The organism is Oceanicola sp. 22II-s10i (genome assembly GCF_002210105.1).
Taxonomy (GTDB): Bacteria; Pseudomonadota; Alphaproteobacteria; order Rhodobacterales; family Rhodobacteraceae; genus Pseudooceanicola.
This window is the reverse complement of the sequence record NZ_AQQU01000005.1, coordinates 62,295-83,664: the sequence shown is the minus strand read 5'-3', so window position 1 is coordinate 83,664 and position 21,370 is coordinate 62,295. Positions and strand designations below refer to the sequence as shown.

26 protein-coding genes are annotated in these 21,370 nt (G+C 66.9%); 9 read left to right on the top strand and 17 right to left on the bottom strand.

Annotated features, from left to right (window positions below):
* Positions 1 to 119: 119 nt before the first annotated feature.
* A complete protein-coding gene (locus ATO6_RS13925; RefSeq protein ID WP_176440933.1) occupies positions 120 to 1,223 on the bottom strand; it encodes a C4-dicarboxylate TRAP transporter substrate-binding protein in 1,104 nt (367 codons plus the stop codon).
* Positions 1,224 to 1,585: 362 nt separating this feature from the next.
* Between ATO6_RS13925 and ATO6_RS13920 the strand changes: the two genes are divergently transcribed.
* Positions 1,586 to 1,936, top strand: coding sequence for an H-type lectin domain-containing protein (locus tag ATO6_RS13920; RefSeq protein WP_088624625.1), 351 nt, complete (start codon positions 1,586 to 1,588; stop codon positions 1,934 to 1,936).
* Between the two features lie 9 nt (positions 1,937 to 1,945).
* Here the strand turns inward: ATO6_RS13920 and ATO6_RS13915 are convergent, their stop codons facing one another.
* Both ATO6_RS13915 and ATO6_RS13910 read right to left on the bottom strand, forming a co-directional pair.
* A complete protein-coding gene (locus ATO6_RS13915; protein WP_088624624.1) occupies positions 1,946 to 2,278 on the bottom strand; it encodes a monooxygenase in 333 nt (110 codons plus the stop codon).
* Between the two features lie 2 nt (positions 2,279 to 2,280).
* A complete protein-coding gene (locus tag ATO6_RS13910) occupies positions 2,281 to 3,297 on the bottom strand; it encodes a ribose-phosphate pyrophosphokinase (RefSeq protein WP_088624623.1) in 1,017 nt (338 codons plus the stop codon).
* Between the two features lie 96 nt (positions 3,298 to 3,393).
* Between ATO6_RS13910 and ATO6_RS13905 the strand changes: the two genes are divergently transcribed.
* Together ATO6_RS13905 and ATO6_RS13900 are read left to right on the top strand one after the other, a co-directional pair.
* Positions 3,394 to 3,993, top strand: a complete 600-nt coding sequence (locus ATO6_RS13905) for a 2-hydroxychromene-2-carboxylate isomerase (RefSeq protein ID WP_088624622.1) — start codon at positions 3,394 to 3,396, stop codon at positions 3,991 to 3,993.
* Complete coding sequence (locus ATO6_RS13900; protein ID WP_088624621.1) at positions 3,993 to 4,829, top strand: alpha/beta fold hydrolase; 837 nt, start codon at positions 3,993 to 3,995, stop codon at positions 4,827 to 4,829. The genes ATO6_RS13905 and ATO6_RS13900 overlap by 1 nt, the downstream gene beginning before the upstream one ends.
* Before the next feature lie 78 nt (positions 4,830 to 4,907).
* Here the strand turns inward: ATO6_RS13900 and ATO6_RS13895 are convergent, their stop codons facing one another.
* The 7 genes from ATO6_RS13895 to ATO6_RS13865 all read right to left on the bottom strand — a co-directional run bounded on the left by ATO6_RS13895 (position 4,908) and on the right by ATO6_RS13865 (position 10,628).
* Positions 4,908 to 5,957: a low specificity L-threonine aldolase gene (locus ATO6_RS13895; RefSeq protein WP_088624620.1), complete on the bottom strand. Its 1,050-nt coding sequence runs from the start codon at positions 5,955 to 5,957 to the stop codon at positions 4,908 to 4,910.
* Positions 5,958 to 6,431, bottom strand: a complete 474-nt coding sequence (locus ATO6_RS13890) for a YcgN family cysteine cluster protein (RefSeq protein ID WP_088624619.1) — start codon at positions 6,429 to 6,431, stop codon at positions 5,958 to 5,960.
* The gene (locus tag ATO6_RS13885) at positions 6,428 to 7,366 is read right to left on the bottom strand and encodes a bifunctional riboflavin kinase/FAD synthetase (protein ID WP_088624618.1); all 939 of its coding nucleotides are present in this window, start codon (positions 7,364 to 7,366) and stop codon (positions 6,428 to 6,430) included. Before ATO6_RS13885 ends, ATO6_RS13890 begins: the two co-directional genes overlap by 4 nt.
* 115 nt (positions 7,367 to 7,481) lie before the next feature.
* On the bottom strand, positions 7,482 to 7,925 hold the full coding sequence (locus ATO6_RS13880) for a MaoC family dehydratase (protein WP_088624617.1): 444 nt from the start codon (positions 7,923 to 7,925) through the stop codon (positions 7,482 to 7,484).
* Between the two features lie 104 nt (positions 7,926 to 8,029).
* Positions 8,030 to 8,902 (bottom strand): TIGR01459 family HAD-type hydrolase, encoded by an 873-nt coding sequence (locus ATO6_RS13875; protein WP_088624616.1) that lies wholly within the window; start codon positions 8,900 to 8,902, stop codon positions 8,030 to 8,032.
* Positions 8,903 to 8,955: 53 nt separating this feature from the next.
* A complete protein-coding gene (locus tag ATO6_RS13870; RefSeq protein WP_088624615.1) occupies positions 8,956 to 9,456 on the bottom strand; it encodes a hypothetical protein in 501 nt (166 codons plus the stop codon).
* Entirely contained in the window at positions 9,453 to 10,628 is a 1,176-nt protein-coding gene (locus ATO6_RS13865; RefSeq protein ID WP_088624860.1) for an MFS transporter, read from the bottom strand. The genes ATO6_RS13870 and ATO6_RS13865 overlap by 4 nt, the downstream gene beginning before the upstream one ends.
* 138 nt (positions 10,629 to 10,766) lie before the next feature.
* Here ATO6_RS13865 and ATO6_RS13860 point away from each other — a divergent pair, with 138 nt between their 5' ends.
* Positions 10,767 to 11,570, top strand: a complete 804-nt coding sequence (locus ATO6_RS13860; protein WP_088624614.1) for an SDR family NAD(P)-dependent oxidoreductase — start codon at positions 10,767 to 10,769, stop codon at positions 11,568 to 11,570.
* A 3-nt stretch (positions 11,571 to 11,573) separates the two neighbouring features.
* Here ATO6_RS13860 and ATO6_RS13855 read toward each other — a convergent pair whose 3' ends face one another.
* On the bottom strand, positions 11,574 to 12,167 hold the full coding sequence (locus ATO6_RS13855) for a hypothetical protein (protein WP_254919156.1): 594 nt from the start codon (positions 12,165 to 12,167) through the stop codon (positions 11,574 to 11,576).
* A gap of 290 nt (positions 12,168 to 12,457) precedes the next feature.
* Between ATO6_RS13855 and ATO6_RS13850 the strand changes: the two genes are divergently transcribed.
* Positions 12,458 to 12,886 (top strand): hypothetical protein, encoded by a 429-nt coding sequence (locus ATO6_RS13850; protein WP_141102002.1) that lies wholly within the window; start codon positions 12,458 to 12,460, stop codon positions 12,884 to 12,886.
* A 74-nt stretch (positions 12,887 to 12,960) separates the two neighbouring features.
* Here ATO6_RS13850 and ATO6_RS13845 read toward each other — a convergent pair whose 3' ends face one another.
* The 3 genes from ATO6_RS13845 to ATO6_RS13835 form a co-directional block, all read right to left on the bottom strand.
* Positions 12,961 to 13,881 (bottom strand): manganese-dependent inorganic pyrophosphatase, encoded by a 921-nt coding sequence (locus tag ATO6_RS13845; RefSeq protein WP_088624612.1) that lies wholly within the window; start codon positions 13,879 to 13,881, stop codon positions 12,961 to 12,963.
* Positions 13,882 to 13,980: 99 nt separating this feature from the next.
* Positions 13,981 to 14,499, bottom strand: a complete 519-nt coding sequence (locus ATO6_RS13840) for a dihydrofolate reductase family protein (RefSeq protein WP_088624611.1) — start codon at positions 14,497 to 14,499, stop codon at positions 13,981 to 13,983.
* A gap of 138 nt (positions 14,500 to 14,637) precedes the next feature.
* On the bottom strand, positions 14,638 to 15,336 hold the full coding sequence (locus tag ATO6_RS13835; protein ID WP_088624610.1) for a ZIP family metal transporter: 699 nt from the start codon (positions 15,334 to 15,336) through the stop codon (positions 14,638 to 14,640).
* Between ATO6_RS13835 and ATO6_RS13830 the strand changes: the two genes are divergently transcribed.
* A complete protein-coding gene (locus ATO6_RS13830) occupies positions 15,335 to 16,081 on the top strand; it encodes a DUF2161 domain-containing phosphodiesterase (protein WP_088624609.1) in 747 nt (248 codons plus the stop codon). The two genes, ATO6_RS13835 and ATO6_RS13830, sit on opposite strands and share 2 nt — an antisense overlap.
* Before the next feature lie 10 nt (positions 16,082 to 16,091).
* On the opposite strand, the gene ATO6_RS13825 is transcribed toward ATO6_RS13830, so the two are convergent.
* Complete coding sequence (locus ATO6_RS13825) at positions 16,092 to 16,451, bottom strand: nuclear transport factor 2 family protein (protein ID WP_088624608.1); 360 nt, start codon at positions 16,449 to 16,451, stop codon at positions 16,092 to 16,094.
* Positions 16,452 to 16,678: 227 nt separating this feature from the next.
* Between ATO6_RS13825 and ATO6_RS13820 the strand changes: the two genes are divergently transcribed.
* Positions 16,679 to 16,966, top strand: coding sequence for a co-chaperone GroES (locus ATO6_RS13820; RefSeq protein ID WP_088624607.1), 288 nt, complete (start codon positions 16,679 to 16,681; stop codon positions 16,964 to 16,966).
* A gap of 41 nt (positions 16,967 to 17,007) precedes the next feature.
* Positions 17,008 to 18,645, top strand: a complete 1,638-nt coding sequence (gene groL / locus ATO6_RS13815; protein WP_088624606.1) for a chaperonin GroEL — start codon at positions 17,008 to 17,010, stop codon at positions 18,643 to 18,645.
* A 435-nt stretch (positions 18,646 to 19,080) separates the two neighbouring features.
* On the opposite strand, the gene ATO6_RS13810 is transcribed toward groL, so the two are convergent.
* A complete protein-coding gene (locus ATO6_RS13810; protein WP_176440932.1) occupies positions 19,081 to 20,232 on the bottom strand; it encodes an acyl-CoA dehydrogenase family protein in 1,152 nt (383 codons plus the stop codon).
* Between the two features lie 240 nt (positions 20,233 to 20,472).
* Between ATO6_RS13810 and ATO6_RS13805 the strand changes: the two genes are divergently transcribed.
* Positions 20,473 to 20,853, top strand: coding sequence for a VOC family protein (locus ATO6_RS13805; RefSeq protein ID WP_088624604.1), 381 nt, complete (start codon positions 20,473 to 20,475; stop codon positions 20,851 to 20,853).
* A 21-nt stretch (positions 20,854 to 20,874) separates the two neighbouring features.
* Here the strand turns inward: ATO6_RS13805 and ATO6_RS13800 are convergent, their stop codons facing one another.
* Entirely contained in the window at positions 20,875 to 21,279 is a 405-nt protein-coding gene (locus tag ATO6_RS13800) for a GFA family protein (RefSeq protein ID WP_088624603.1), read from the bottom strand.
* Positions 21,280 to 21,370 lie beyond the last annotated feature (91 nt).

Below are 21,370 nucleotides of genomic sequence, written 5' to 3'. Positions count from 1 at the left end.
GTGCTTGCATACGCGGTGCTGCGATGCAGCGGTGCAGCCGGTCGGTCGGGGGTATCCAGGCCCCTTTGCCGGGCATCTGAAACGGCGGCAGGGATCCCTGCCGCCGCTCGTTCAAGCCGTCAGAGCTTGTCGTAGACCTCGGTCTGGAGCGCCTGGATATAGGCCTCCTTGTCGTCGCCGACCTCGGCCACGATCTTGGTCCATTTGTCGACCAGCGTCTTGTAGGCGTTGACCAGCTCTTCGGCATTTTCCATGCCGGCATCCTTGTTGATCTTCGCCGTCGTCTCGTATTCCGCAGCGCGGATCCGGGCGACACCTTCCTTCAGCTCGTCATCGAATTCGTAGGCCTTGCCGCCGGAGGCTTCGAAGTTCTTGAGGGCTTCGTCGCCTTCAGGCCCGTAGGCAAAGACGATGTCGGCCACGAGGCGCGCCATGTTGTCCTTGATGATCTGCTTGTTGGAGTCCGAAAGCTCCTCCCAGACCTGCTTGTTCATCACGAAGCCCATGATGCCGAAGTAGGACCCCATGCTGTCCAGAACGACGGACTTGGAGAAGTCCTTGAGCGCATAGGTGTCGAGCCAGGCGATCGAACCGGTGGCACAGTCCATCTGACCGCGCTGCATCGCTTCGTACATCTCGGCGGTCGTGATCGACACAGCGGTGCCGCCCAGTTCCTGGATGGCACGGCCCATCCCGCCGACCGCGCGGACCTTCTTGCCCTTGAGCTGCTCGGCGGTGTGCACCTCGTCCTTGCAGATCAGGTGATACGTGCCGGTGGCGGTGAAACCCATTGCGATCACGTTGTTCTTTTCGTGATCCTCAAGGCATTCGGGGCAGTTAAGCAGCTGCCATTCGTTCATGGCGGCGGCCATGACCTTGGGGTCCTCGCCGACGATCAGCATCCCCGAAACCATCGCGGAGTGCGGGACCGACGCCTTGACGTAGATGTCGACCACGCCGGACGCATCCAGCACGCCCGAGCCGGCGTTGCCCAGAAGCTCTTTCGGGCCGCCCATGGCGCCACCGGTGAATGCCTCCCATTTCATGTCACCGCCCGATTGCTCTTCGAGCCGTTTCAGCAAAGGTTCGGTGCCTTCACGGAAAGTGGTCGTCGTCGGTCCGACATAGGTCCCGAAGGTCAGGTCGACCGCACCGGCCTGAGTTCCGGCAAGACCCAGCGTCACCGCTGTCACAGCTGCCACGGGCAGCGACGTGAATTTCATGTTATCTTCCTCCCAAAGAAGCGTGCCGGTTTGGCGGTTTCTCCGCACTTTATTCACCGGCCCCGCGGCCCACATGACCGCTTCGTGCCAGACAGCCTAATGGTGAGTCGCTTCGCGAATCAACAGATTCCCGGCCCCTGACGGCATCACAAGCCGGGTATCACATATGCGAAGTTATTGATTATATGCGAAAATCATGTATTGCCGCGCCGCGGCGTCAGCCGGAACGGCGGGTCCGGCGGGAAAATGGCAAATGCGGTTTTGCCTTTTTCCATATAGTTACACGGTATTTTCCCCGATTGGTCCACAATCCCGCCGGATTTCAGATTTAGTCCTCACCGCAAGAACAGGACTGGAAGACCATGAAGAGACTGCGCAACCACTGGATAGGGATAGACCAGGGCGATACCGTGATGTTTTCGGACTTCGAGGACGGCGGCGAGATGTGGACCGGCCACGGCCCGCGCGAGAAACGTCGGCGCATCAAGTTCCGCGAGAGCTTTCGGACCCCGCCGGTGATCCAGTGCGCCCTGTCGATGTGGGACACCGACAATACCACCTTCCAGCGTGGCGATATTTCGGCGGAAAGGATCGAGGCGGACGGCTTCGAACTGGTCTTCAAGACCTGGGCCGACAGCCGCATCGCCCGTGCCCGTATTCGCTGGACCGCCATCGGCGAATTGCGCCATGCGGACGAATGGGACATCTACTGACGGCCGCGCTCAGCCATCCTGCGCCGCATTCGCGTCAATCCGGATATCGCCGGTGACATTGTCCAGCAGAACCGGGCTGTCGAACAGCGTCAGCGTCGGCCGCGCACCGAAGCGGCCCTCCATCCAGTCGGCCCAGCCATCGTTGAACCACGCGCGGGCTGAATCCTCTGTGTCGAAGACATAGACCCCGCCGCCGCCTGCCTCGCTGTTCAGGTAATATTTGCGCAGCAGTCCCGGCACATCCCGAAAGATGCGCTCCGCCGACTCGACCGACTGGGCGATCACCTCGGCCTCGGGCCGCTTGGGGCCGGGCAGGGGGATCTGGACCAGCGCGACGATCATACTCAGTCCTTGAAGAAGCCTTCGTAGATCGGCTCCAGCGTCTCGGTCTCGAACAGCGAGGAAACGGAGGTGCCGTTCCAGATGTTCAGGATCGCCTGCGCGAACATCGGTGCGGTCGGGACCACGCGGATGTTCTTGGCCTGCGCCACGGGCCCCGGCGCGGCGATGCTGTCGGTGATGACCAGCGATTTCATGACCGAGCTTTCCACCCGCTCGACCGCCGGACCGGACAGGACCCCGTGCGAGATGTAGGCATGCACCTCGGTCGCGCCGTTCGACGACAACAGTTCCGCCGCCTTGCACAGCGTGCCCGCGGTGTCGACGATGTCGTCCACGATGATGCAGGTCTTGCCCGCGACCTCGCCGATGACCGTCATCTCGGCCACTTCGCCCGGCTTCTCGCGCCGCTTGTCCACGATGGCGAGCGGGGCATTAATCCGCTTCGCCAGTTCCCGCGCCCGCGCCACGCCGCCCACGTCCGGCGACACGATCATCAGGTCGCCCATGCGGTCCTTGAACTTGTGCATGATGTCCAGCGCGAAGATCGGGCTGGCATAAAGGTTGTCGACGGGGATGTCGAAGAAGCCCTGGATCTGCGCCGCATGCAGGTCCATCGTCAGCACCCGCGCAATGCCCGCCTCGACCAGCATGTTGGCGACGAGCTTGGCGGTGATCGGGGTCCGCGCCTTGGTGCGGCGGTCCTGACGGGCATAGCCGAAATAGGGGATCACCGCAGTCACCCGCTGGGCCGAGGACCGGCGCAGCGCGTCCGCGATGATCAGCAGCTCCATCAGGTTGTCGTTCGCCGGGTTCGACGTCGACTGGATGACGAACATGTCCTCGCCGCGGACGTTCTCGAACACCTCGACGAAGATTTCGCCGTCGTTGAACCGTTCCACCCGCGCATCGACCAGTCCGACGGTCATCCCCCGGTGCATCGACATCCGCCGTGCGATCGCATTGGCGAGGGGCATGTTGGAATTGCCGGAGATAAGCTTGGGGTCGACGACGGTGGGCATATATGTGTTTCCCGGAGAGTGACGGAATCGTGACGTTGACACCGCTTACCACCCCGATACCGTCTTGCAAACCGAACGGGCACGAGGGAGGGCCGGATGCCGCACATAGATTATTACTTCGTCGCCGTTTCGCCCTGGGCCTATCTGGCGGGCAACCGGCTGGAAGAGATGGCCGGGCGGCACGGCGCGACGATCACCTACAAGCCGGTCGACATGGGCCGGGTGTTTTCCGCGACCGGCGGGCTGCCCCTGAACCAGCGCTCCGAGGCGCGGCAGGCCTATCGCCTGCAGGAACTGGAGCGCACCCGGAAGAAGACCGGACTGCCGCTGAACATCCATCCCGCGCATTTCCCGGCCAACCCGGCCCCGGCCTCCTACGCGATCATCGCCGCGCAGAAGGCGGGCGGCGGCGATGTGGGCGCGCTGGTGCAGAACGTCCTGCGGTCGTGCTGGGCCGAGGAGAAGAACATCGCCGAGGATGACGTGATCCGGGCCTGCCTGACGGCGGCTGGTTTCGATCCCGGACTGGCCGACAGCGGCCTGCTGTCCGGCGCCACGCAATACGAGGCCAATACCGAAGAGGCGATCCAGGTGGGTGCTTTCGGCTCGCCCTTCTACATCGTCGACAGCGGCCAGCGGTTCTGGGGGCAGGACCGGCTCGACGATCTCGAGGCGCATCTGGCGGGGAAACTCTGATGCCACAGGCGATCCGGGGCGGCCACGACACCCATTGGCGCGTAATGGGGCAGGGGGCGGAGCCCGCCGTGATGATCCACTGCTCGCTCGCCCATTCCGGCGCGTGGTCCGGCGTGGCCGAACGGCTGGATGACCTGCTGGCGATGCGCGCCTTCGACATGGTCGGGCATGGGCTCTCCGCCGACTGGGACGGCACCGGCGACTACGCCGAGGCGGTGGCCAATGTCGGCCGCGATTTCCTGACCGACAGCAACCGCCCGCAGCACCTGATCGCGCACAGCTTCGGCGCGGTGACGGCCCTGCGCCTCGCCTGCGAGATGCCGGAACGGATCGCGACCCTGACGCTGGTCGAACCGGTGCTCTTCACCGTCGCCCGCGTCGATGCGCCCGACGCCACGCCCGAGGGCGTGTCGAACACCTCGACCTTCCGCGAGGCGCTGGATAAGGGCGACCTCGTCACCGCCGCCCGCGAATTCCACGCCAAATGGGGCGACGGGCGCGCTTGGGATGAGATGTCGGAACGCCAACGCGACGGCCTCGCGCGCCGCATGCCCATGATCGCCGCGGTTCAGCTGACCAACAACGGCGATCCCGGCGACATCGTCTCGAGCGGCGCGATCGAGCGCCTGCCGATGCCGACCCTTCTGGTCGAGGGCGGCGACAGCCCGCCGCATATCGCGATCATCAACGGCGGCCTCGCCCGCCGCATCCGCGACAGCCGCCGTCTGGTGGTCGAGGGGGCAGGTCACATGGCCCCCATCACCCACCCGGACCCGGTGGCCGAGGCGATCCGCACCCTCGTCACCGAGGCCCGCGTTCCAGCTTCCTCTGGCTGAAAATATCCTCGGGGGTGAATTGCGGCCCGCAGGCCGCAAAAGGGGGCAGACAGCCCCCTTGCGTCCCCGCCGCCAGCTCTACCCGCGGGCCAGCGCGACGAACCGGTCGATCTCGCTTTCCGGCAGCGACCAGTCACAGACCATCCGCGCCAGCAGCGGCCCGCCGTCCTGCGCCAGTTCCGCGTCGTCCGCATCCCACAGGTAGTAATGCCCGCCGCCCGCGCGCAGCCGCCGGTGCGTCTCGCGCGGCAGGCTGACGAAGGCCGCGTTGGCCTCGGGCCGGTGCAGGAACTCGGCGCCCGGCACGGTGTCCAGCCCCTCGGCCAGTCGCGCGCAGCGGGCATTCGCCTCGGCCGCCGTCTCCAGCCACAGGCCGTCCAAGAGGTAGGCCTCCATCTGCGCGGCAAGGAACCGGTGCTTGGAGAACAGGTGCGCGCCCCGCTTGCGGCGCAGCTCGAACTCCCACGCCTTGGCCGGGTCGAAGAACACCACCGCCTCGACCCCGAGGCAGCCGTTCTTGGTCCCGCCGATGCTGACCGCATCCACGCCCGCCCTGGTGGTCAGATCCGCGGGCGAACAGCCAAGCGCCGCGACCGCGTTCCCGAGCCGCGCGCCGTCCATGTAGAGCGGCTGATCGAACCCATGCGCGACCTTGGCGATCGCCGCCACCTCGTCCACCGAGTAGCAGCGCCCCAGCTCGGTCGTGTTGGTGATCGACACCGGCCCGCGCTGCGCGCCGTGCACGCCCCGGTTCTCGACCGGCGCCATGACCTCGCGGAGACCCTCGGCGCTCATCTTGTCCGCCTCGCCGACCAGCGTCAGCTTGGCCCCGCCGGTGAAGAATTCCGGCGCGTTGCACTCGTCCACCGCGATATGCGCATGCGGGGTGCAGAACACCGTCTGCCAAGGCTGCGTCAGCGTCCCGAGGGCCAGCACGTTCGCCGCCGTCCCCGTCGCGACGAGGTAGACCGCCGCCTCGGGCGCCCCGAAAATCTCGCGCACAAGGGCCGTCACCCGCTCCATCGGGGCATCGGCCCCGTAGGACACGTCATAGCCAGAATTCGCGGCGACGACCGCCTCCATGACCTTGGGATGGGCGGGACCGTAGTTGTCGGACCGGAACTGCATTCAGACAGGCTCCTCTATGATGTGATCCTCCCAGTCGTCCTCGCCGATCTCGAACTCGGGCACCGTGATGCCCTGCATCGAGACACCGGCCTCGTGCACGCTGTCCGGCGTGCCCGAGATCAGCGGATGCCAGTCGAACAGCGGCAGTCCGAGGTGCACCAGCCGGTAGGCGCAGGTCTGCGGCAGCCAGTACATGTGCTTGTCCAGATCGCCGGGCTTCAGCGATATGCATTCCGGCACGAACTGGTGGCGGATCGGGTATTGCGAACAGCGGCAGTCGCTGTCGTCGAACAGGCGGCAGGCGACGCAGGTCAGGGCGACCTCGCCGGTGTCCTCGTCCTCGAGCTTGTTCATGCAGCACTTGCCGCAGCCGTCGCAGAGCGCTTCCCACTCCCGCTGGGTCATGCGGTTCAGCGGCACGCTCTCCCAGTAGCGGGGGCGCAGGCGGGTCCGGTCGATCGGATCCTCGGTCATTCCGCCGCCAGGATGTCTCGGGCGCGGGCGCAGTCGGCGTCCATCTGGGCGATCAGCGCATCCAGCCCGTCGAACTTCGCCTCGGGGCGCAGGTAGTCGACCAGCGCGACCGAGACATGCTTGCCGTAAAGGTCGCCCTTGAAGTCGAAGATGAAGGTTTCGAGGTTCGGCACCTCGCCGTCGAACTGGGGCCGGATGCCGAGGCTGGCGGCGCCCCGGTAGCTGCCCGCATGCGGCCCTTCCAGCACGTCGATGAAGACGGCATAGACGCCGAATTTCGGCAGGTGCAGCCCCTCGATGTTCAGGTTCGCCGTCGGATAGCCCAGGTCCCGGCCGCGCTGGTCGCCGCGCACGACGGGGCCCTCGATCCGGTGCCAGTGGCCCAGCATTGCGGCGGCGTCGCGGGGGCGGCCCTCGGCCAGCGCCTCGCGGATGGCGGTGGAGGAGACGCGGATGCCGTCGCCCTCCAGCAGTTCGGCCACGGTCACGCCGAAGCCCATTTCCGCGCCGAAGCGCTTGAGGCTCTCGGTGTCACCGGCGCGGCCCTTGCCGAAATGGAAATCCGAGCCGACGACGACATGGCGCAGGCCCAGTCCGTCGACGATGACCTTCCGCGCGAAATCCTCGGGCGACAGCCCGGCCAGCGCGCGGTTGAAGGTGATCTCGTAGAGCACGTCGACGCCCAGCTTCTCCAGCCGGTGTGCCCGCGCCTCGGGGCCGGTCAGCCGGAAGGGCGGTGCATCCGGCGCGAAGACCTGCCGGGGGTGGGGTTCGAAGGTCATCACGCCGAGCGGCGCGCCGATCTCGGCCCCCGCCTTTCGGGCGAGGTCGATCACCGCCTGATGGCCCAGATGGACGCCGTCGAAATTGCCGATGGCGGCGCTGGCGCCCCGGTCGGCTTCGGAAACGAAGGTATAGTCGCGCACGATCCGCATGGGCGAAGGCGTATCTCCGGGGGCGGGGGGGTGCAAGAGGGGCCGTTCATCCGTCCTGACGGACGGCCTCACACCTGTCCCCCGCGAGCCCCGCCCGGAAGGGCGGGAGAGCGCGTCAGTCGAACTTGCGCGACGGGGCGAGGACGGTGGCCTCGCCGATCAGGACCTTCTTGCCGTTGACCGTGCAGCGGGTGTCCAGCTGCACGCGGCGCTTGGCGTGGTCGATGCCGGTGACCTCGACCTCTGCGATCACGGTGTCGCCGGGCCGGACCGGCCCGAGGAACTTCAGCGACTGGCCCATGTAGACCGTGCCGTGGCCCGGCAGCTGTTCCCCGATCACGGCCGAGATCAGCCCGGCGGTCAGCATGCCATGCGCGATTCGGCCCTCGAAGATCGTGTCCTGCGCATAGGCGTCGTCCAGATGCACCGGGTTACGGTCGGTCGAGACCTCGGCAAAGAGCTCGATATCGCGGTCGGTCACGACTTTCCGCAGATAGCGGGTCATGCCCATCTCGATATCTTCGATGCAGATCGTTCCGCGGGGCAGGTTGTCCAACATCCGGGCCTTCCTTCGTCATCGGGCGAGTAATTTTCGGACGCCTGACTGGCGTCGTAGGCAACTTAATTACTTCGCGGACGCAGAAAATCAACCCCGAATGTGAGTCACCGCAGCTTTCCGATGCAGAAGGTCGGCCCCATTTCCGTAGCCTGCAGAAAGGCTTGCAGCTTTTCCGGATCGGGCTGCGTCACCGTGCCCGTCTCAGCCGCCGCAAGCCCCCCGGTGATGAAGAGCGAATCGTAATCCTCGCCGACGGCGCCGGCGATGTCGGTGCCGATTCCATCGCCGATGCACAGGATCCCCTCGGCCGGCACGTCAAGTCCGAGCGAGGCAAGGCGGCGCCGGGCGAGGTCGTAGATCGGCGGATGCGGCTTGCCGAAATAGAGGCTCTCGCCCCCCATCTCGGTATAGAGCTGCGCCACGGCGCCCGCGCACCATTCCCGCGTCTCGCCCCGGTCCACGACGATGTCGGGGTTGGCGCAGAGCAGCTTCATCCCTTTCTGCTTGGCATAGAGCAGTTCGGGCCGCAGCACCGAGGGATCGGCCATGGGATCGAACGGCCCGAGGCAGACGATCCCCTCGGCCTCGTCCAGCGGGACGCGGACGATCTCGGCCGGGTTCTCCATGATCTTCAGCGGCGTGAAGAACCCGACTTCCTCGCGCTCGCCGATACAAAAGACCGCCTCGCCGACCACGCCCTCGAACATCGCCTTGCGCGCGCTGTCGCCCGAGGTGGCGATGGTGTCCCACGCATCGGTCGGCACGCCGAAGCTCTCCAGCTGCCGCTCCACCGCCGCGCGGGGGCGGGGGGAGTTGGTGACGAGGATCACCGCGCCGCCGCCCTCGCGATACTTCTGAAGGGCCTTGACGGCGTCCGGCAGGGCCTTCCGCCCGTCATGCACGCAGCCCCAGAGGTCCACGAAAAGCGCGTCGTAGCGGTCCGAGATGTCGGACAGGGCGGTGATGATCTGGTTCATTCCGGGTCCTCGTAACCGCGGCGAGTCGGCGCCGCCTTCGCATGTCGGGGCTTTCATGCCCGATCGCCGGGGCCAAGGCCAGTCGCATCCCCGTCATCCTCTCCGCCGCGCCGGATCCGCGTCGCGATCCGCAGCGCCCGGCGCGCGATGTGGCGTTGACGATAGACATGGCGGCAGAACCGCGCCGTGATCGGCGTCTGCCATCCCGCGTCCAGAACGATCCGATCGGTCCACAGCGCGCCCTCGGGATGGGGCCCAAAGCTCAGCCTGTGGTCCCACCTTCGGACCTGCGGGTTGCTCTCGTGGCTCTGGACGATGCGGGCGGCGGGGTCGACCCGCACGACCTGCATCACATGGTGCCGGGTCTTTAGCCAGCCCCACATGGTGACGTCGACGTCGTAGCGGTCGCCTTGTTCGATCACCTTGTCCGGCAGGCGGTCGTATCGGGCGATCCCCGCCATGGCCTGCTTCATCTCGCGCAGGTCGAGGGCTTCGGCGAATATCTGATCGGGATCGCCCGGATAGATCGCCTCGATCGTGATGACCCGGATCATGCCGCGCCCCTCCGTCTTGCCGCCATCAGCGCAAGGTGGATCGCCGCGCCGCCTCCGAAACAGAGGATCGCAAAGCCCGCCACCCCCGCCAGCCCGAACGCCCCCGCCGCCGCCAGCAGGATCGGCGTGCCCAAAGTGTTGCCGAGGTTGCCCATCTGGGCCACCGCGCCGTTCGCCTCGGCCTGCGTCTCGGGCGTGGCGTTCAGCTGCGGGACCGAGGCGAAGCTCGCCCCCTGCACCAGCCCCAGCGAGGCGATCAGCAGCACCGCCAGCCAGCCGTTGGCGCCGGACAGCCCGAAGATCAGGGCCAGCGGCACGGCCAGCAGGAACCCGGCGATCACCACCGGCACCGCACCGAACCGCGTCACCAGCACGACGCCGATGGTCATCGACACGGCCATGCCGGCGAAGGGCATGGCACCGGTCACGAGGCTGCGCATCGCCGGATCGACATAGTCGGGCAACACCGTGACAAGCGAGACGTAACCGAGCGTGTAGAACAGCCAGCCGAGGCCGGGGGCCGCGATCCGGGCCGAGCCATAGATGCGCAGGTGCTGCCGCGCGACCTCGGCCGGGTTCAGGCGCGGGCCCGCGGGCAGGCTCCGCTGACGCGGCAGGCCGAGCGCGAGGATCGCCGCCATCACCAGCATGTAGAACGCATGCGCCCCGAACAGCGCCCCCGCGCCCTGCGCCATGGCCAGCGGCTGCCCGATCCATGCCAGCAGGGTGAAGGAGACACCGAAGAAGGTGCTCCAGATCGTCAGCGTCAGGACCCGGTGACGCGGGGCCGAGATCTGGGCGATCAGCGTCGGCGCGGCGACGACGATGACCAGATGCGACAGCCCCTCGATCACCCGGCTGGCGATCATCAGGGGCAGGGGCGGCAGGCTGGCCTGGTAGGCCGACATCGCCGCCCCGAGCAGCAGCGCCGCCAGCAGCAGCCGCCGGAACCCCAGCCGGGCCACGACCAGACCGGCCACCAGCCCCAGCACGATCCCGAGCAGTCCGATCGCCGAGACGACGAAGCCCAGCGACGGCCCCGCGTCGGGATAGGCCTCGCGCAGGACGGGGAACAGGACGCTCGCCTTGCCGTATTGCGCGGCGGCGCCGAGCCCGGCGCAGTAGAGCGCGGCGACAAGGGCGAAATCGGTGCGGTCGGGGCTGTCGGACATGGCGCCATAGGCGCGGGAACGGGGGCCGGGGTCAAGGCACCCGCCGTGCATCCCTGCACAGTCGGGACATCTGCGCCTGTGCCCTTGCCGTTCGCGCGGAGCGTGCCATCCTGCGCGGCAGGAAAAGAGGAGACCCGAATGGATCTGCAACTCAAGGGCAAGTGCGCGCTGATCACCGGCGGCAGCCGGGGCATCGGCCTGGCGGTGGCCAAGGTGCTGGCGGGCGAGGGCGCGCATGTCGCCCTGATCGGCCGGGACGGCGCGGCGGCGGAACAGGCGGCGGCGGGGATCGGCGCGGCCTACGGCGTGAAGGCCGTCGGACTGTCCTGCGACACGCGCGACGACGCGGCGGTGCCCGCGATGGTGGCCAGGGTGGTCGAGGCGCTCGGCGGTGTGGACATCGTCGTGAACTCCGCCGCCGCACCGGCGGGGCAGAAGAAGCCGCCGAACAGTGCTGAGGTCACGCAGGCGCATCTGGAAGAGCACATCAACACCAAGGTCATGGGCTACCTGCGGGTGGCGCAGGCGGCGATGCCGCACATGGTGGCGAAGGGCTGGGGGCGGATCATCTCGATCTCGGGCACCGGCATGTACCGCGCGGCGGGCGATCCGGTGGGCGCCATCCGCAACGCGGGCGTGGTGGCGATGTCCAAGAACCTCGCGCAGGATCTGGCCGGCACCGGCGTGACCACCAGCGTCCTGCACCCCGGCATGACCCGGACCGAGAACGTGGATGCGATGATCGAAGCCAAGGCCAAGGCGGCGGGCACCTCGTTCGAGGAAGAAATGGCGAAGATGGCGGCGGGCACGATCAACGGTGTCGTGCCCTCGGCGGACGACATGGCCTATATCGTGGCCTTCCTCGCCTCGCCGCTGTCGTCCTCGATCAACGGCGAGGTGATCACGGCGACCGGCGGACGGCCGGGGATCGTGACCTACTGAGGCTCAGTTCCGGGGGCGCTGCATCATCCGTTCGTGCACGGCGGCCATCCCCCGGTCCGCCATGTCCGACACCTCTTCGGCATGGGTCTGCAGCGTCGCCACGACCTCCGGGTCGTCCGACGTCTGGGTCACGACGATGCCCGCATCCGTCACCTCGATCTCGGTCCTGATCCGGTCGCCGCGCTGGAACAGCAGGTCGAGCGTCGGGGACTGGATGATGACCTGCGGATCGCGCCCCTCCTCGACACGGGCGATCATCCCGGTGACGTGGCTGACCAGCGCCTCCATGACCTCAGGGTCCGAGGAACTGGTGACGGTGCGGATGCCGTCCGGCAGGATCTCGACGGTGCGGTTCATGGTCCGGAAGTTCCGGAACATCACGGCCATTTCGGCGCTTTCCTCGGGCGTGGCATCCACGCCGCGCAGGCCGGGCATGTTGACCTCGTCGTGGCCGGTGCCGTCCGCGCCGTGCCCGTGTCCTGCCCCGTGGCCCATGACGCCGTGGGTGGTCATCTGGGCCTGCGCAATCACGGGCAGACACATTGTGACCGTCCAGAGCATGGCGGCAATCAGCTTCGATCGGGTCGAAATCGGCATCCTGTCCTCACGTGGTTCGTCAGAGGTAATATGCAGAGGTCCGAATGCGAAACGAAGTGCCATTTCCGTGAGGGTGCAATCTGTCGCGGATCCTGGCGTTGAACATTTCGTTTGCGGGAATCCGGAAACTGACCAACGCTGCGCTCCGTGTCCGAGGTGCAGCCTGCGGAAAGGCGGGAGGAGCCGTCGGCGAACACGACGTTTGGGTCTGGAGGGCGTGTGTCGTGAAATATGTTACTTTAGTATTCGGCCTGATCTTGATGGTGACCCTGTCTGCCGCATCGGCAGCCATGGCACAGGGGTGGCGCACCTATTCCGCGCCGGACTACGGATTCTCGATGCTCGTTCCCGACGACACGAAGATCACGACGAAAGAGTTCGGCAGCGGATGGGGCGGTCTGGTGGGCGACAGCGACGGGGTCCGGGTCATCGGTATCGCCAAGCTGGGCGCGCCGGAAGAGGCGCGGGAAATCGAGGCCTTCGGCGTCGACGTCACGGGCATTCCGGCCGGTCGCTGGACGCAGATCGACTCGGGCTCGGGGCAGGGCTGGTCGTGGTATCGGACCGTCCGCGCGCAGGACGGCGGGCGACTGGTCTTTGGCGGCTATGGTGTGGGAAAACGAGGAAGCTACCTGCTGATCCTGATCACAACGCCCGAGGTCTTCAACGCCTACCGGCCCGATTTCGACAAATGGTACAACAGCATCCGGTTGAATTGATCGCCGCCGGACGATCTTGACGAAAAAGGCGCCCTTGCCGGGGCGCCTTTCCAATGTCCTGAGTCTGCGAAGGCTCAGACCTTGAGCGAGGGAATGATCTGCTTCTTGCGGCTCATGATCCCCGGCAGCACCACGGTGTTTCCGGACACGGTCGCGCCAAAGCTCTTCTCGGCCAGGCCCTTCACCAGATCGTTGGGGACCAGCAGCGTCGCTTCCTCGTTCAGGATGTCCACGACGAACAGCAGGACCTGATCCGCGCCGTCCTCTTTCGCGACATCCACCATGGAGGCCATCAGGCTGTCCTTGCGGTCGAGGATCAGCTTGGGCGCAGTCGTTTCCAGAACCGAGACGCGGAAGTCCTTGCCGCCGACCGAGTATTCCTTGGAGTCCATGCGCAGCAGCTCGGCATCCGAGAACGCGCCGACGTCCGATTTGGCTTCGAACATTTCCGACGCATAGGCGGAGAGGTCGACGCCCAGTTCACCGGCCAGCTTCTCGGCCAGCGCCTTGTCCTGCTCGGTCGTGGTGGGCGAGCGGAATTCCAGCGTGTCGGACAGGATGCACGACAGCATCAGGCCCTTGATGCCGTCGGTCATCTTGTCGGCATTCGGGCCCATCAGGTTGTGCATGATGGTCGCGGTGCAGGCGAGCGGCTTGATCGTGATGTCGATCGGGCCTTTCGTCTCCAGCCCGCCGGCCAGCTTGTGGTGGTCGATGATCTGGATGATGTCCGCGCCGTTGATCCCCGCGGGCAGTTCCGCCGGGTTGTTGGTGTCGACGATGACGACCTTGTCGTCCTCGGCCACGTCCGTGATGATCTCGGGCTTGTCGTAGCCCCATTTCTTCAGAACGAAGGCCGCTTCGGTGTTCGGCTCGCCCAGAAGCTTCGCCTCGGCCTTCTGGCCCCGGATTTCGCTCAGGTACCACGCCCAGATGAGCGGCGAGCCGGTGGAGTCGGTGTCGGGGGATTTGTGGCCGAAAACCTTGATCGTCATGTCTGTCCGTCCGTGATGGGAATGTCTGTCGCGGCGCGGTATAGCGGCGGGCCGCGCCTTTGTCACCCGCCCGGAAGCCACTCCGGACGGGTGCGACGATCAGAGCCGGAAACTCAGCGTTCTGACGCCGGATGCGTGGTCGGTCGCGGCTTCGGCGCGGGCGGAAACGGGCAGGGGGATGCCGCCGAAGACCGGCACGCCGCCACCCAGCAGGATCGGTGCGCATTTCAGGATCACGCGGTCGATCAGGCCGGCCTTCAGCAGCGCGCCGGCCAGCCTGCCGCCGCCGCAGAGGTAGATGGGCGCTCCGTCGCTCTCCTTCAGCGCGGCCACGTCGGTCAGCGCGATCCGGCGCACCTCGCCCGAAGCGGGCAGGTCGAGCGTTTCGCTGACGACATGCGTGTCCATCCATGGGTAGGGGTTCGCGCCGGGCGTCATGCCGAAGGCATAGCCCGCCTCGTAGGACGCGCGGCCCATGATGGCGGTGGCGTAGCCCTGCATGCGGGCGAGGTAGGCGTCCACGTGATCGCCCTCGAACGGAAAGGCCGAGGTGTCGCCGCCGGGCGCGCAGATGTAGCCGTCGGCCGAGACGGCCACGTCGTAGATGATGTCTCTCATGATGTATCCTGTGGGAAGAGTGCACGGACCCCGTGCCGTTGGCCGGAGTCGTTCGCGGTGGCTATCGCCGGATCAGTTGATCACCGTCAGGGCACTCCTCGTCGGATGTCCCTGTCCTAGCCTTTGCGGACGCTCCGATCAACCCGCGAGCAATGACAGCCCGAACGCCGTAAGCAGCCCGATGGCGACGGCGATCCCGGTGCCGTAGTGGTCCTCGCGGAACGCCTGCGGAAAGACCTCGGTTGCCAGCGAGGCGGTGACGGCCCCGGCGGCGACGCAGCGGATCGCGGCCAGCGTCTGTGGCCCGGCGTCCCGCAGCAGCAGGTTCCCCGCGACGGCCGCCGCCGCCAGCAGCCCCGCCGTCGCGGACCAGAGCCCAAGTGCCCGGCCACGCGACATGCCGCCCGCGCGCATCTCCTTCGCGCCGCCCGCCGCCTCGGGCAGGTTCGACAGCAGGATGGCCCCCGCCAGCGCCGCGACCTCCTGCCAGCCCGCGCCGATCAGCGCGACGCCGAGGGCGAGGTTCTCGGGCACCCCGTCGAAGGTGATCGCCAGCAGCAGGCCGGTGCCCTCGCTCTCGGCCGTGCTGTGGTCAAGCCAGCGGTCGGCCAGCGTGAACCCCGCCGCCCCGCCGAGCGTGGCCACCGCGAGCCATGGAAACGCGAGGTGGTGCGAAGCCGGCTCGATCAGTTCGATCGTCACCGAAACGATCAGCGCCCCGCCAGCCAGCGCCACCATGAACCCCTCAACCGGCGAGGGCAGCGGACCGTAAAGCCCCCAGACCGCGCCGAGGATCAGGGCGGCGGAGACGATGGCGACGACGAGGAACAGCATCATGGGCCAAGACCATTGGTTGCGCGCCCGTCAGGCGCTAGGCTGGGGAAAACGGGGCAGGGCAGGCGTGGCGACGCGGGAACGGGATCTCTATCCGCCGATCAAGGCATGGCTGACCGCGCGTGGCTTCGACGTGAAGGGCGAGGTCGGGGCGGCGGATGTCGTGGCCCTGCGCCCGGATGCGCCGGACGATCCGGTGGTGATCGAACTGAAGACCGGGTTCACCCTGTCGCTGCTGCATCAGGGCGTGGCGCGGCTGGCGGTGTCGGAAACCGTCTATCTCGCCGTGCCCAAGCCCAGGAAGGGCCGCAAGGCGCTGGCCGCCGAGGTGACGCTCTGCCGTCGGCTCGGGCTGGGGCTGATCCATGTGCGGCTGTCGGACGGCCACGTCGAGGTGCAGTGCGATCCCGGCCCCTACACGCCGCGCAAGTCGGGTGTGAAGCGTCAGCGCCTGCTGCGCGAATGGTCCCGCCGGGCGGGTGATCCCAACGACGGCGGCGCGACCCGGCATGGCATCGTGACGAGCTACCGTCAGGACGCCCTGCGCTGCGCCCGGTTCCTCGCCGGAGCGGGGGCCGAGCGCGGGGCGACGGTCGCGAAGGCGACCGGGGTCACGTCTGCCACGCGGATCATGGCCGACGATCACTACGGCTGGTTCGAGAAGGTCGAGCGCGGGGTCTATGCGCTGACCGATCAGGGGCGCCGGGGGCTCGCCGACTGGTCGGACGCGCTGCCGGACGACGCCTGAGCCGCCCAAGTCAGGCGATCGCTTCGCTGTGCACCGGGCTCTGCTGGTGCTGCACCAGCAGCCAGCCGCCGTCGCGCCAGATCCATGTCGAGGTGCACAGCGCCTCGCAGACCGGATCGCCCTCGCGCACGGCGCGGGCACGGTAGCTGAGGACGGTCAGCCCGTCGGTCTCGGACACGTGGCGGCCTTCCATCTCGACGCTCTGCCAGCGGGGCGCTTCCTTGAGGCTCTCCAGAATCTGCTCGCCCTGCAGGGTGCCGATGCCGGGAAACGCCATCAGGCAACCATCCGCCATCCTGCGCCGGAAGGCGTCGGTGCCGCCGGTCCAGAGCAATTCCTCGATCTGCCAGATGTCGCTTTGCTGGGGCATGGTGGACTCCTCGGCTCACAGTGGATAGGACGCCCGAACAGCCCGAATGTTCCATCTGGCCCGCCGCGGAGCAGCGAAAAATTCTCCGCTTCCCGCGCTTGACACACTTCCGCCACCTCCTTACCTACGCGCCGTTAGCACTCGCCACTGGTGAGTGATAACGCCCTCGGGCCGAGGAGCGCACCGGGGGACAGGGAATACAAACTGTGAGCCAAGGAGCCTCAGACATGGCATTCAAACCGCTTCATGACCGCGTGCTCGTCCGCCGCGTGGAAAGCGAAGAAAAGACCAAGGGCGGTCTGATCATCCCCGACAGCGCGAAAGAAAAGCCCTCGGAAGGCGAAGTCGTTTCCTGCGGCGAAGGCGCCCGCAAGGACTCCGGCGAACTGATCGCGATGTCGGTCAAGGCCGGCGACCGCATCCTGTTCGGCAAATGGTCCGGCACCGAAGTGACCATCGACGGCGAAGAGCTGCTCATCATGAAGGAAAGCGACATTCTGGGCATCACCGCCTGATCGCTTCCTCCCCGAAATCCTGAGAGTTAGGAGACTTTCGAATGGCTAAAGAAGTCAAATTCGATACCGACGCCCGCAACCGGATGCTGAAGGGTGTCAACATCCTCGCCGACGCGGTGAAGGTGACCCTGGGCCCGAAAGGCCGCAACGTGGTTCTGGACAAGTCCTTCGGCGCACCGCGCATCACCAAGGACGGTGTCTCGGTCGCCAAGGAAATCGAACTGGAAGACAAGTTCGAGAACATGGGCGCCCAGATGGTGAAGGAAGTCGCTTCCCGCACCAACGACGAAGCCGGTGACGGCACCACCACCGCGACCGTGCTGGCCCAGGCCATCGTGAAAGAGGGCATGAAGGCCGTTGCTGCCGGCATGAACCCGATGGATCTGAAGCGCGGCATCGACCTCGCCACCGTCAAGGTCGTCGACGCGATCAAGGCCGCGGCCCGCGACGTGACCGACAGCGACGAAGTCGCGCAGGTCGGCACCATCTCGGCCAACGGCGAAGCCTCCATCGGCCGCATGATCGCGGACGCGATGCAGAAGGTCGGCAACGAGGGTGTCATCACCGTCGAGGAAGCCAAGGGGATGGAGACCGAGGTCGAAGTCGTCGAAGGCATGCAGTTCGACCGCGGCTACCTGTCGCCCTACTTCGTCACCAACCCGGACAAGATGATTGCCGAGCTGGAAGACTGCTACATCCTGCTGCACGAGAAGAAGCTCTCCTCGCTCCAGCCGATGGTTCCGCTGCTCGAGTCGGTGATCCAGTCGCAGAAGCCGCTGCTGATCATCGCTGAAGACGTCGAAGGCGAAGCGCTGGCGACCCTCGTGGTCAACAAGCTGCGCGGCGGCCTCAAGATCGCAGCCGTCAAGGCACCGGGCTTCGGCGATCGCCGCAAGGCCATGCTGCAGGACATCGCGATCCTGACCGGCGGCCAGGTGATCTCGGAAGAGCTGGGCATGAAGCTCGAGAACGTGACCGTGGACATGCTTGGCACCGCCAAGAAGGTCTCGATCACCAAGGACGAGACGACCGTCGTCGACGGTGCAGGCGACAAGGCCGAGATCGAAGCCCGCGTGGCCCAGATCAACACCCAGATCGCGGACACCACCTCGGACTACGACCGTGAGAAGCTGCAGGAACGCGTTGCCAAGCTGGCAGGTGGCGTTGCAGTCATCCGCGTCGGCGGCATGACCGAAGTCGAAGTGAAAGAGCGCAAGGACCGCGTCGATGACGCGCTGAACGCAACCCGCGCGGCCGTTCAGGAAGGCATCGTGGTCGGCGGCGGCGTCGCCCTGGTTCAGGGTGCCAAGACGCTCGAAGGTCTGACCGGTGCGAACGCCGACCAGAACAACGGTATCGCCATCGTGCGCCGTGCTCTGGAAGCGCCGCTGCGCCAGATCGCCGAGAACGCAGGCGTCGACGGCTCCGTCGTGGCCGGCAAGGTGCGTGAATCGTCCGACCTGAAGTTCGGCTTCAACGCCCAGACCGAAGAATATGGCGACATGTTCAAGTTCGGCGTCATCGACCCGGCGAAAGTCGTCCGCACCGCGCTCGAGGATGCAGCCTCGATCGCCGGTCTGCTGATCACGACCGAAGCCATGGTTGCCGACAAGCCCGAGCCGAAAGGCGCGGCTGGCGGCGGCATGCCCGACATGGGCGGCATGGGCGGCATGATGTAAGTCCAAATCGCTCCGCGATTTGGACTGGGAGCCGACAGGCGAATGGCCGCAAGGCCAATCGCCGAGAGGCCACCGCCTGAACGAAGTTGGAAAGGCCCCCGCATCGTCGGGGGCCTTCTCTTTTGGGAGGCAAGAGCACCAAGGCGCGGAATCAAGGCCGAAGGCCGCCGCCTCTCGGCGATTGCGTGGCAATCGCCTGCCGGCAGTGCATTGCTTCGCAATGCACGAGAGGCCTCGCCGGGCCGCCCCCTCGGCCCGGCGATTTGGCCACCGCCAGCGCCACGCTCGGTCTGCGCGCCGACTTGGTTGTCATAAATCACTGCCGTTCAAGCGTCGGATCGCCGAACCGGCGGCCCGTCGATGCGCGGCTCCGCGCCCTGTCTCAACATGCAAGGCGAACCGCAGACTACGCCCGACGACCTGCCATTGTGGCTTTCACCCCTTGGCATATTGCATCGACAGCCCGTCCAGCAGAATCTCCGACGATCCGTCCACGAACCCCGAGATCTTCGCCCCCTGGATGTGCCGCCCGAACGGATACTTCGCGCTCAGACCCTCGGCCCCCATGAGCTGCGCGAGCGCGGGCAGGTGACGCTCGGCCATCCGGGTCGCGAAGAGCTTGGCCCGCGCGGATTCGAACCGCGCTTCCAGCCCCGCGTCGATCCGCGCTTCGGCATGACGCACCAGCGCCCGCGCGGCGGCGAGGTCCATGTCCGCCTCGCCCAGCGACCAGCGCCAGCCCTGATGCTCCACCAGCCTGCGCCCGAAGGTCTCGCGCCGCCGCCCGTACTCGGCGGCGATCTTCAGCGCCGCGGCCACCATGCCGCAGCACATGGCCCCGACATAGGTCCGCGCCCCGTTGATGTCGGTCAGCGCGTATTTGAACGCCTGACCGGGCGCCTGCATCATCTCGTCGTCCCGCGCGTGGTAGTTCTTCAGCTCGAACCCGCCGACGCCGATGGAATGCTGCCCTGACAGCTCGAACCGGTCGAGCCGCGAGAACCCCTCGCGCTGCCCGTCGATCAGGAAGGCGGCGATGCCCGCGCCCCGGCTGCCGGGCTCCGTCTGCGCGTAAAGGATGATCAGGTCCGAGGCCGCGGCGTTGATGATCCACGCCTTGGTCCCGTTCAGCCGCCAGCCATCGCCGTCGCGAGTGGCCGTGGTGGAGATCGCCGCGAAATCCGTCCCCGCGCCGGGTTCGGTCAGCGCGGTGCTGCCGAGCCGCCGGGCGCTGATCAGGTCGGACAGGTAGCGTTCCGCCAGATGCGGGGCATCGCGGCACAGCTTGTAACCGATGTTGGTCGAGTTGATGAGCGACAGCGAGAAGCCGAAATCTGCACCGGCCAGAACCTCGCTCAGCCGCGACTTGACCGAGAAGGGCAGGCCGAGCCCGCCCTGATCGCGCGGCACCTGCAGGCCCATCCAGCCGAAGCGCGACGCCTCGCGCAGGGTGTCGATGTCGTAGGTGTTCGTCCGGTCCCACTCCGCAGCCCTCGGTGCGATCACCTGGTCGGCAAAGTCCTGCGCCTGCCGCAGCAGGTCCTCCGCCCGTGCCTCGTCCGTCTCGCCCTGGTTCCGATCGCTCATGACCCCGCCTCCCCGCGTTTCGTCTGGTTGGGACAGGAACCCTGAGAGCGGGGCCGGGATCAACCAATAGTTTCGCGGCAGATTATACGGATGCGTCGGTCCGCCGCCGCGGGACGGGACAGGTCCCTGCATTCCGCAACTCGCCCCTTCACGCCGCTCGCCTGCCGGTCTACCCATTCGGTGCGGGCCGATCCCGGTCCGCCGCGCAGCACGCGCGGTCCAGTCCCGGAGGAGGCAGGTTTGTTCAATCACGTCATGGTCGGCTCGAACGACATCGAGCGGTCCCGCAAGTTCTACAACGCCGTGCTCGGCGTTCTCGGCGCGGGTGAACCCGTCCAGAACACCAATGCCAAGGGCGACATCCGTCTGTTCTATCGCCACGACGGCAACAGCTTCGGCATTTCCGAACCGATCGACGGCCAGCCCGCGACCGGCGCCAACGGCGGCACCATCGGCTTCAAATGCACCTCGCCCGAGCAGGTGGTGGAGTTCCACGATGTCGCCGTCGCCAATGGCGGCACCTCGATCGAGGAGGCCCCCGGCCCGCGTCCCAGCGGGATGCACCTGGCCTATGTCCGCGATCCGGACGGCAACAAGCTCTGCGCGCTCTATCGCGGCTGACCGCGCATCGGCCCCGGCGCTCTACTGGCCTTCGTGGCCGGGCAGGGCGCCGATGTCGCCCAGCCACGGCAGGGCCGAGCGGGTCCATATCTGAAGCGACGGGATCAGGTCGGCGGCATTGTCCAGCGTGCCGACCCTGAGCCCGAAGCGCTTCGGCCCCGGACCCTCCGACGTGGCATAGACCGGCGTCCCGCAATCCGCGCAGAAGGCATGGAGCCGCCGGTTGCCGCTGTCCGCGATCTTCACGTAGCTCTTCGGACTGCCGCCGAGCAGCCGGAACCGGTCATCGTCGGCGAAGACGTTGACCCGGAACGCCGAACCCGACAGCCGCTGGCAGTCGGTGCAGTGGCAGATCCGGATCTCGGCCGGGTCGATCTCGGCTTCGAAGCGGATGGCGCCGCAATGGCAGTGTCCGGTGACGTGCATGACTTTCTCCTGTCCTGAGTTCCGCGCCCCTCGGCAAGACGCGACCAGCATCCGGGCGATGACACGTCGCTGACGTCAGCGGACTTTCCGC

Coding starts and splice junctions, on each gene's coding strand:
- ATO6_RS13850 (WP_141102002.1), top strand. CDS start 12,458: ATGGCACAGGGGTGGCGCACCTATTCCGCGCCGGACTACGGATTCTCG.
- ATO6_RS13845 (WP_088624612.1), bottom strand. CDS start 13,881: ATGACGATCAAGGTTTTCGGCCACAAATCCCCCGACACCGACTCCACC.
- ATO6_RS13840 (WP_088624611.1), bottom strand. CDS start 14,499: ATGAGAGACATCATCTACGACGTGGCCGTCTCGGCCGACGGCTACATC.
- ATO6_RS13830 (WP_088624609.1), top strand. CDS start 15,335: ATGGGCCAAGACCATTGGTTGCGCGCCCGTCAGGCGCTAGGCTGGGGA.
- ATO6_RS13825 (WP_088624608.1), bottom strand. CDS start 16,451: ATGCCCCAGCAAAGCGACATCTGGCAGATCGAGGAATTGCTCTGGACC.
- ATO6_RS13865 (WP_088624860.1), bottom strand. CDS start 10,628: ATGTCCGACAGCCCCGACCGCACCGATTTCGCCCTTGTCGCCGCGCTC.
- ATO6_RS13890 (WP_088624619.1), bottom strand. CDS start 6,431: ATGACCGAGGATCCGATCGACCGGACCCGCCTGCGCCCCCGCTACTGG.
- ATO6_RS13905 (WP_088624622.1), top strand. CDS start 3,394: ATGCCGCACATAGATTATTACTTCGTCGCCGTTTCGCCCTGGGCCTAT.
- ATO6_RS13820 (WP_088624607.1), top strand. CDS start 16,679: ATGGCATTCAAACCGCTTCATGACCGCGTGCTCGTCCGCCGCGTGGAA.
- ATO6_RS13855 (WP_254919156.1), bottom strand. CDS start 12,167: ATGCCGATTTCGACCCGATCGAAGCTGATTGCCGCCATGCTCTGGACG.
- ATO6_RS13835 (WP_088624610.1), bottom strand. CDS start 15,336: ATGATGCTGTTCCTCGTCGTCGCCATCGTCTCCGCCGCCCTGATCCTC.
- ATO6_RS13860 (WP_088624614.1), top strand. CDS start 10,767: ATGGATCTGCAACTCAAGGGCAAGTGCGCGCTGATCACCGGCGGCAGC.
- groL (WP_088624606.1), top strand. CDS start 17,008: ATGGCTAAAGAAGTCAAATTCGATACCGACGCCCGCAACCGGATGCTG.
- ATO6_RS13870 (WP_088624615.1), bottom strand. CDS start 9,456: ATGATCCGGGTCATCACGATCGAGGCGATCTATCCGGGCGATCCCGAT.
- ATO6_RS13895 (WP_088624620.1), bottom strand. CDS start 5,957: ATGCAGTTCCGGTCCGACAACTACGGTCCCGCCCATCCCAAGGTCATG.
- ATO6_RS13800 (WP_088624603.1), bottom strand. CDS start 21,279: ATGCACGTCACCGGACACTGCCATTGCGGCGCCATCCGCTTCGAAGCC.
- ATO6_RS13810 (WP_176440932.1), bottom strand. CDS start 20,232: ATGAGCGATCGGAACCAGGGCGAGACGGACGAGGCACGGGCGGAGGAC.
- ATO6_RS13875 (WP_088624616.1), bottom strand. CDS start 8,902: ATGAACCAGATCATCACCGCCCTGTCCGACATCTCGGACCGCTACGAC.
- ATO6_RS13900 (WP_088624621.1), top strand. CDS start 3,993: ATGCCACAGGCGATCCGGGGCGGCCACGACACCCATTGGCGCGTAATG.
- ATO6_RS13925 (WP_176440933.1), bottom strand. CDS start 1,223: ATGAAATTCACGTCGCTGCCCGTGGCAGCTGTGACAGCGGTGACGCTG.
- ATO6_RS13880 (WP_088624617.1), bottom strand. CDS start 7,925: ATGTTGGACAACCTGCCCCGCGGAACGATCTGCATCGAAGATATCGAG.
- ATO6_RS13915 (WP_088624624.1), bottom strand. CDS start 2,278: ATGATCGTCGCGCTGGTCCAGATCCCCCTGCCCGGCCCCAAGCGGCCC.
- ATO6_RS13920 (WP_088624625.1), top strand. CDS start 1,586: ATGAAGAGACTGCGCAACCACTGGATAGGGATAGACCAGGGCGATACC.
- ATO6_RS13910 (WP_088624623.1), bottom strand. CDS start 3,297: ATGCCCACCGTCGTCGACCCCAAGCTTATCTCCGGCAATTCCAACATG.
- ATO6_RS13885 (WP_088624618.1), bottom strand. CDS start 7,366: ATGCGGATCGTGCGCGACTATACCTTCGTTTCCGAAGCCGACCGGGGC.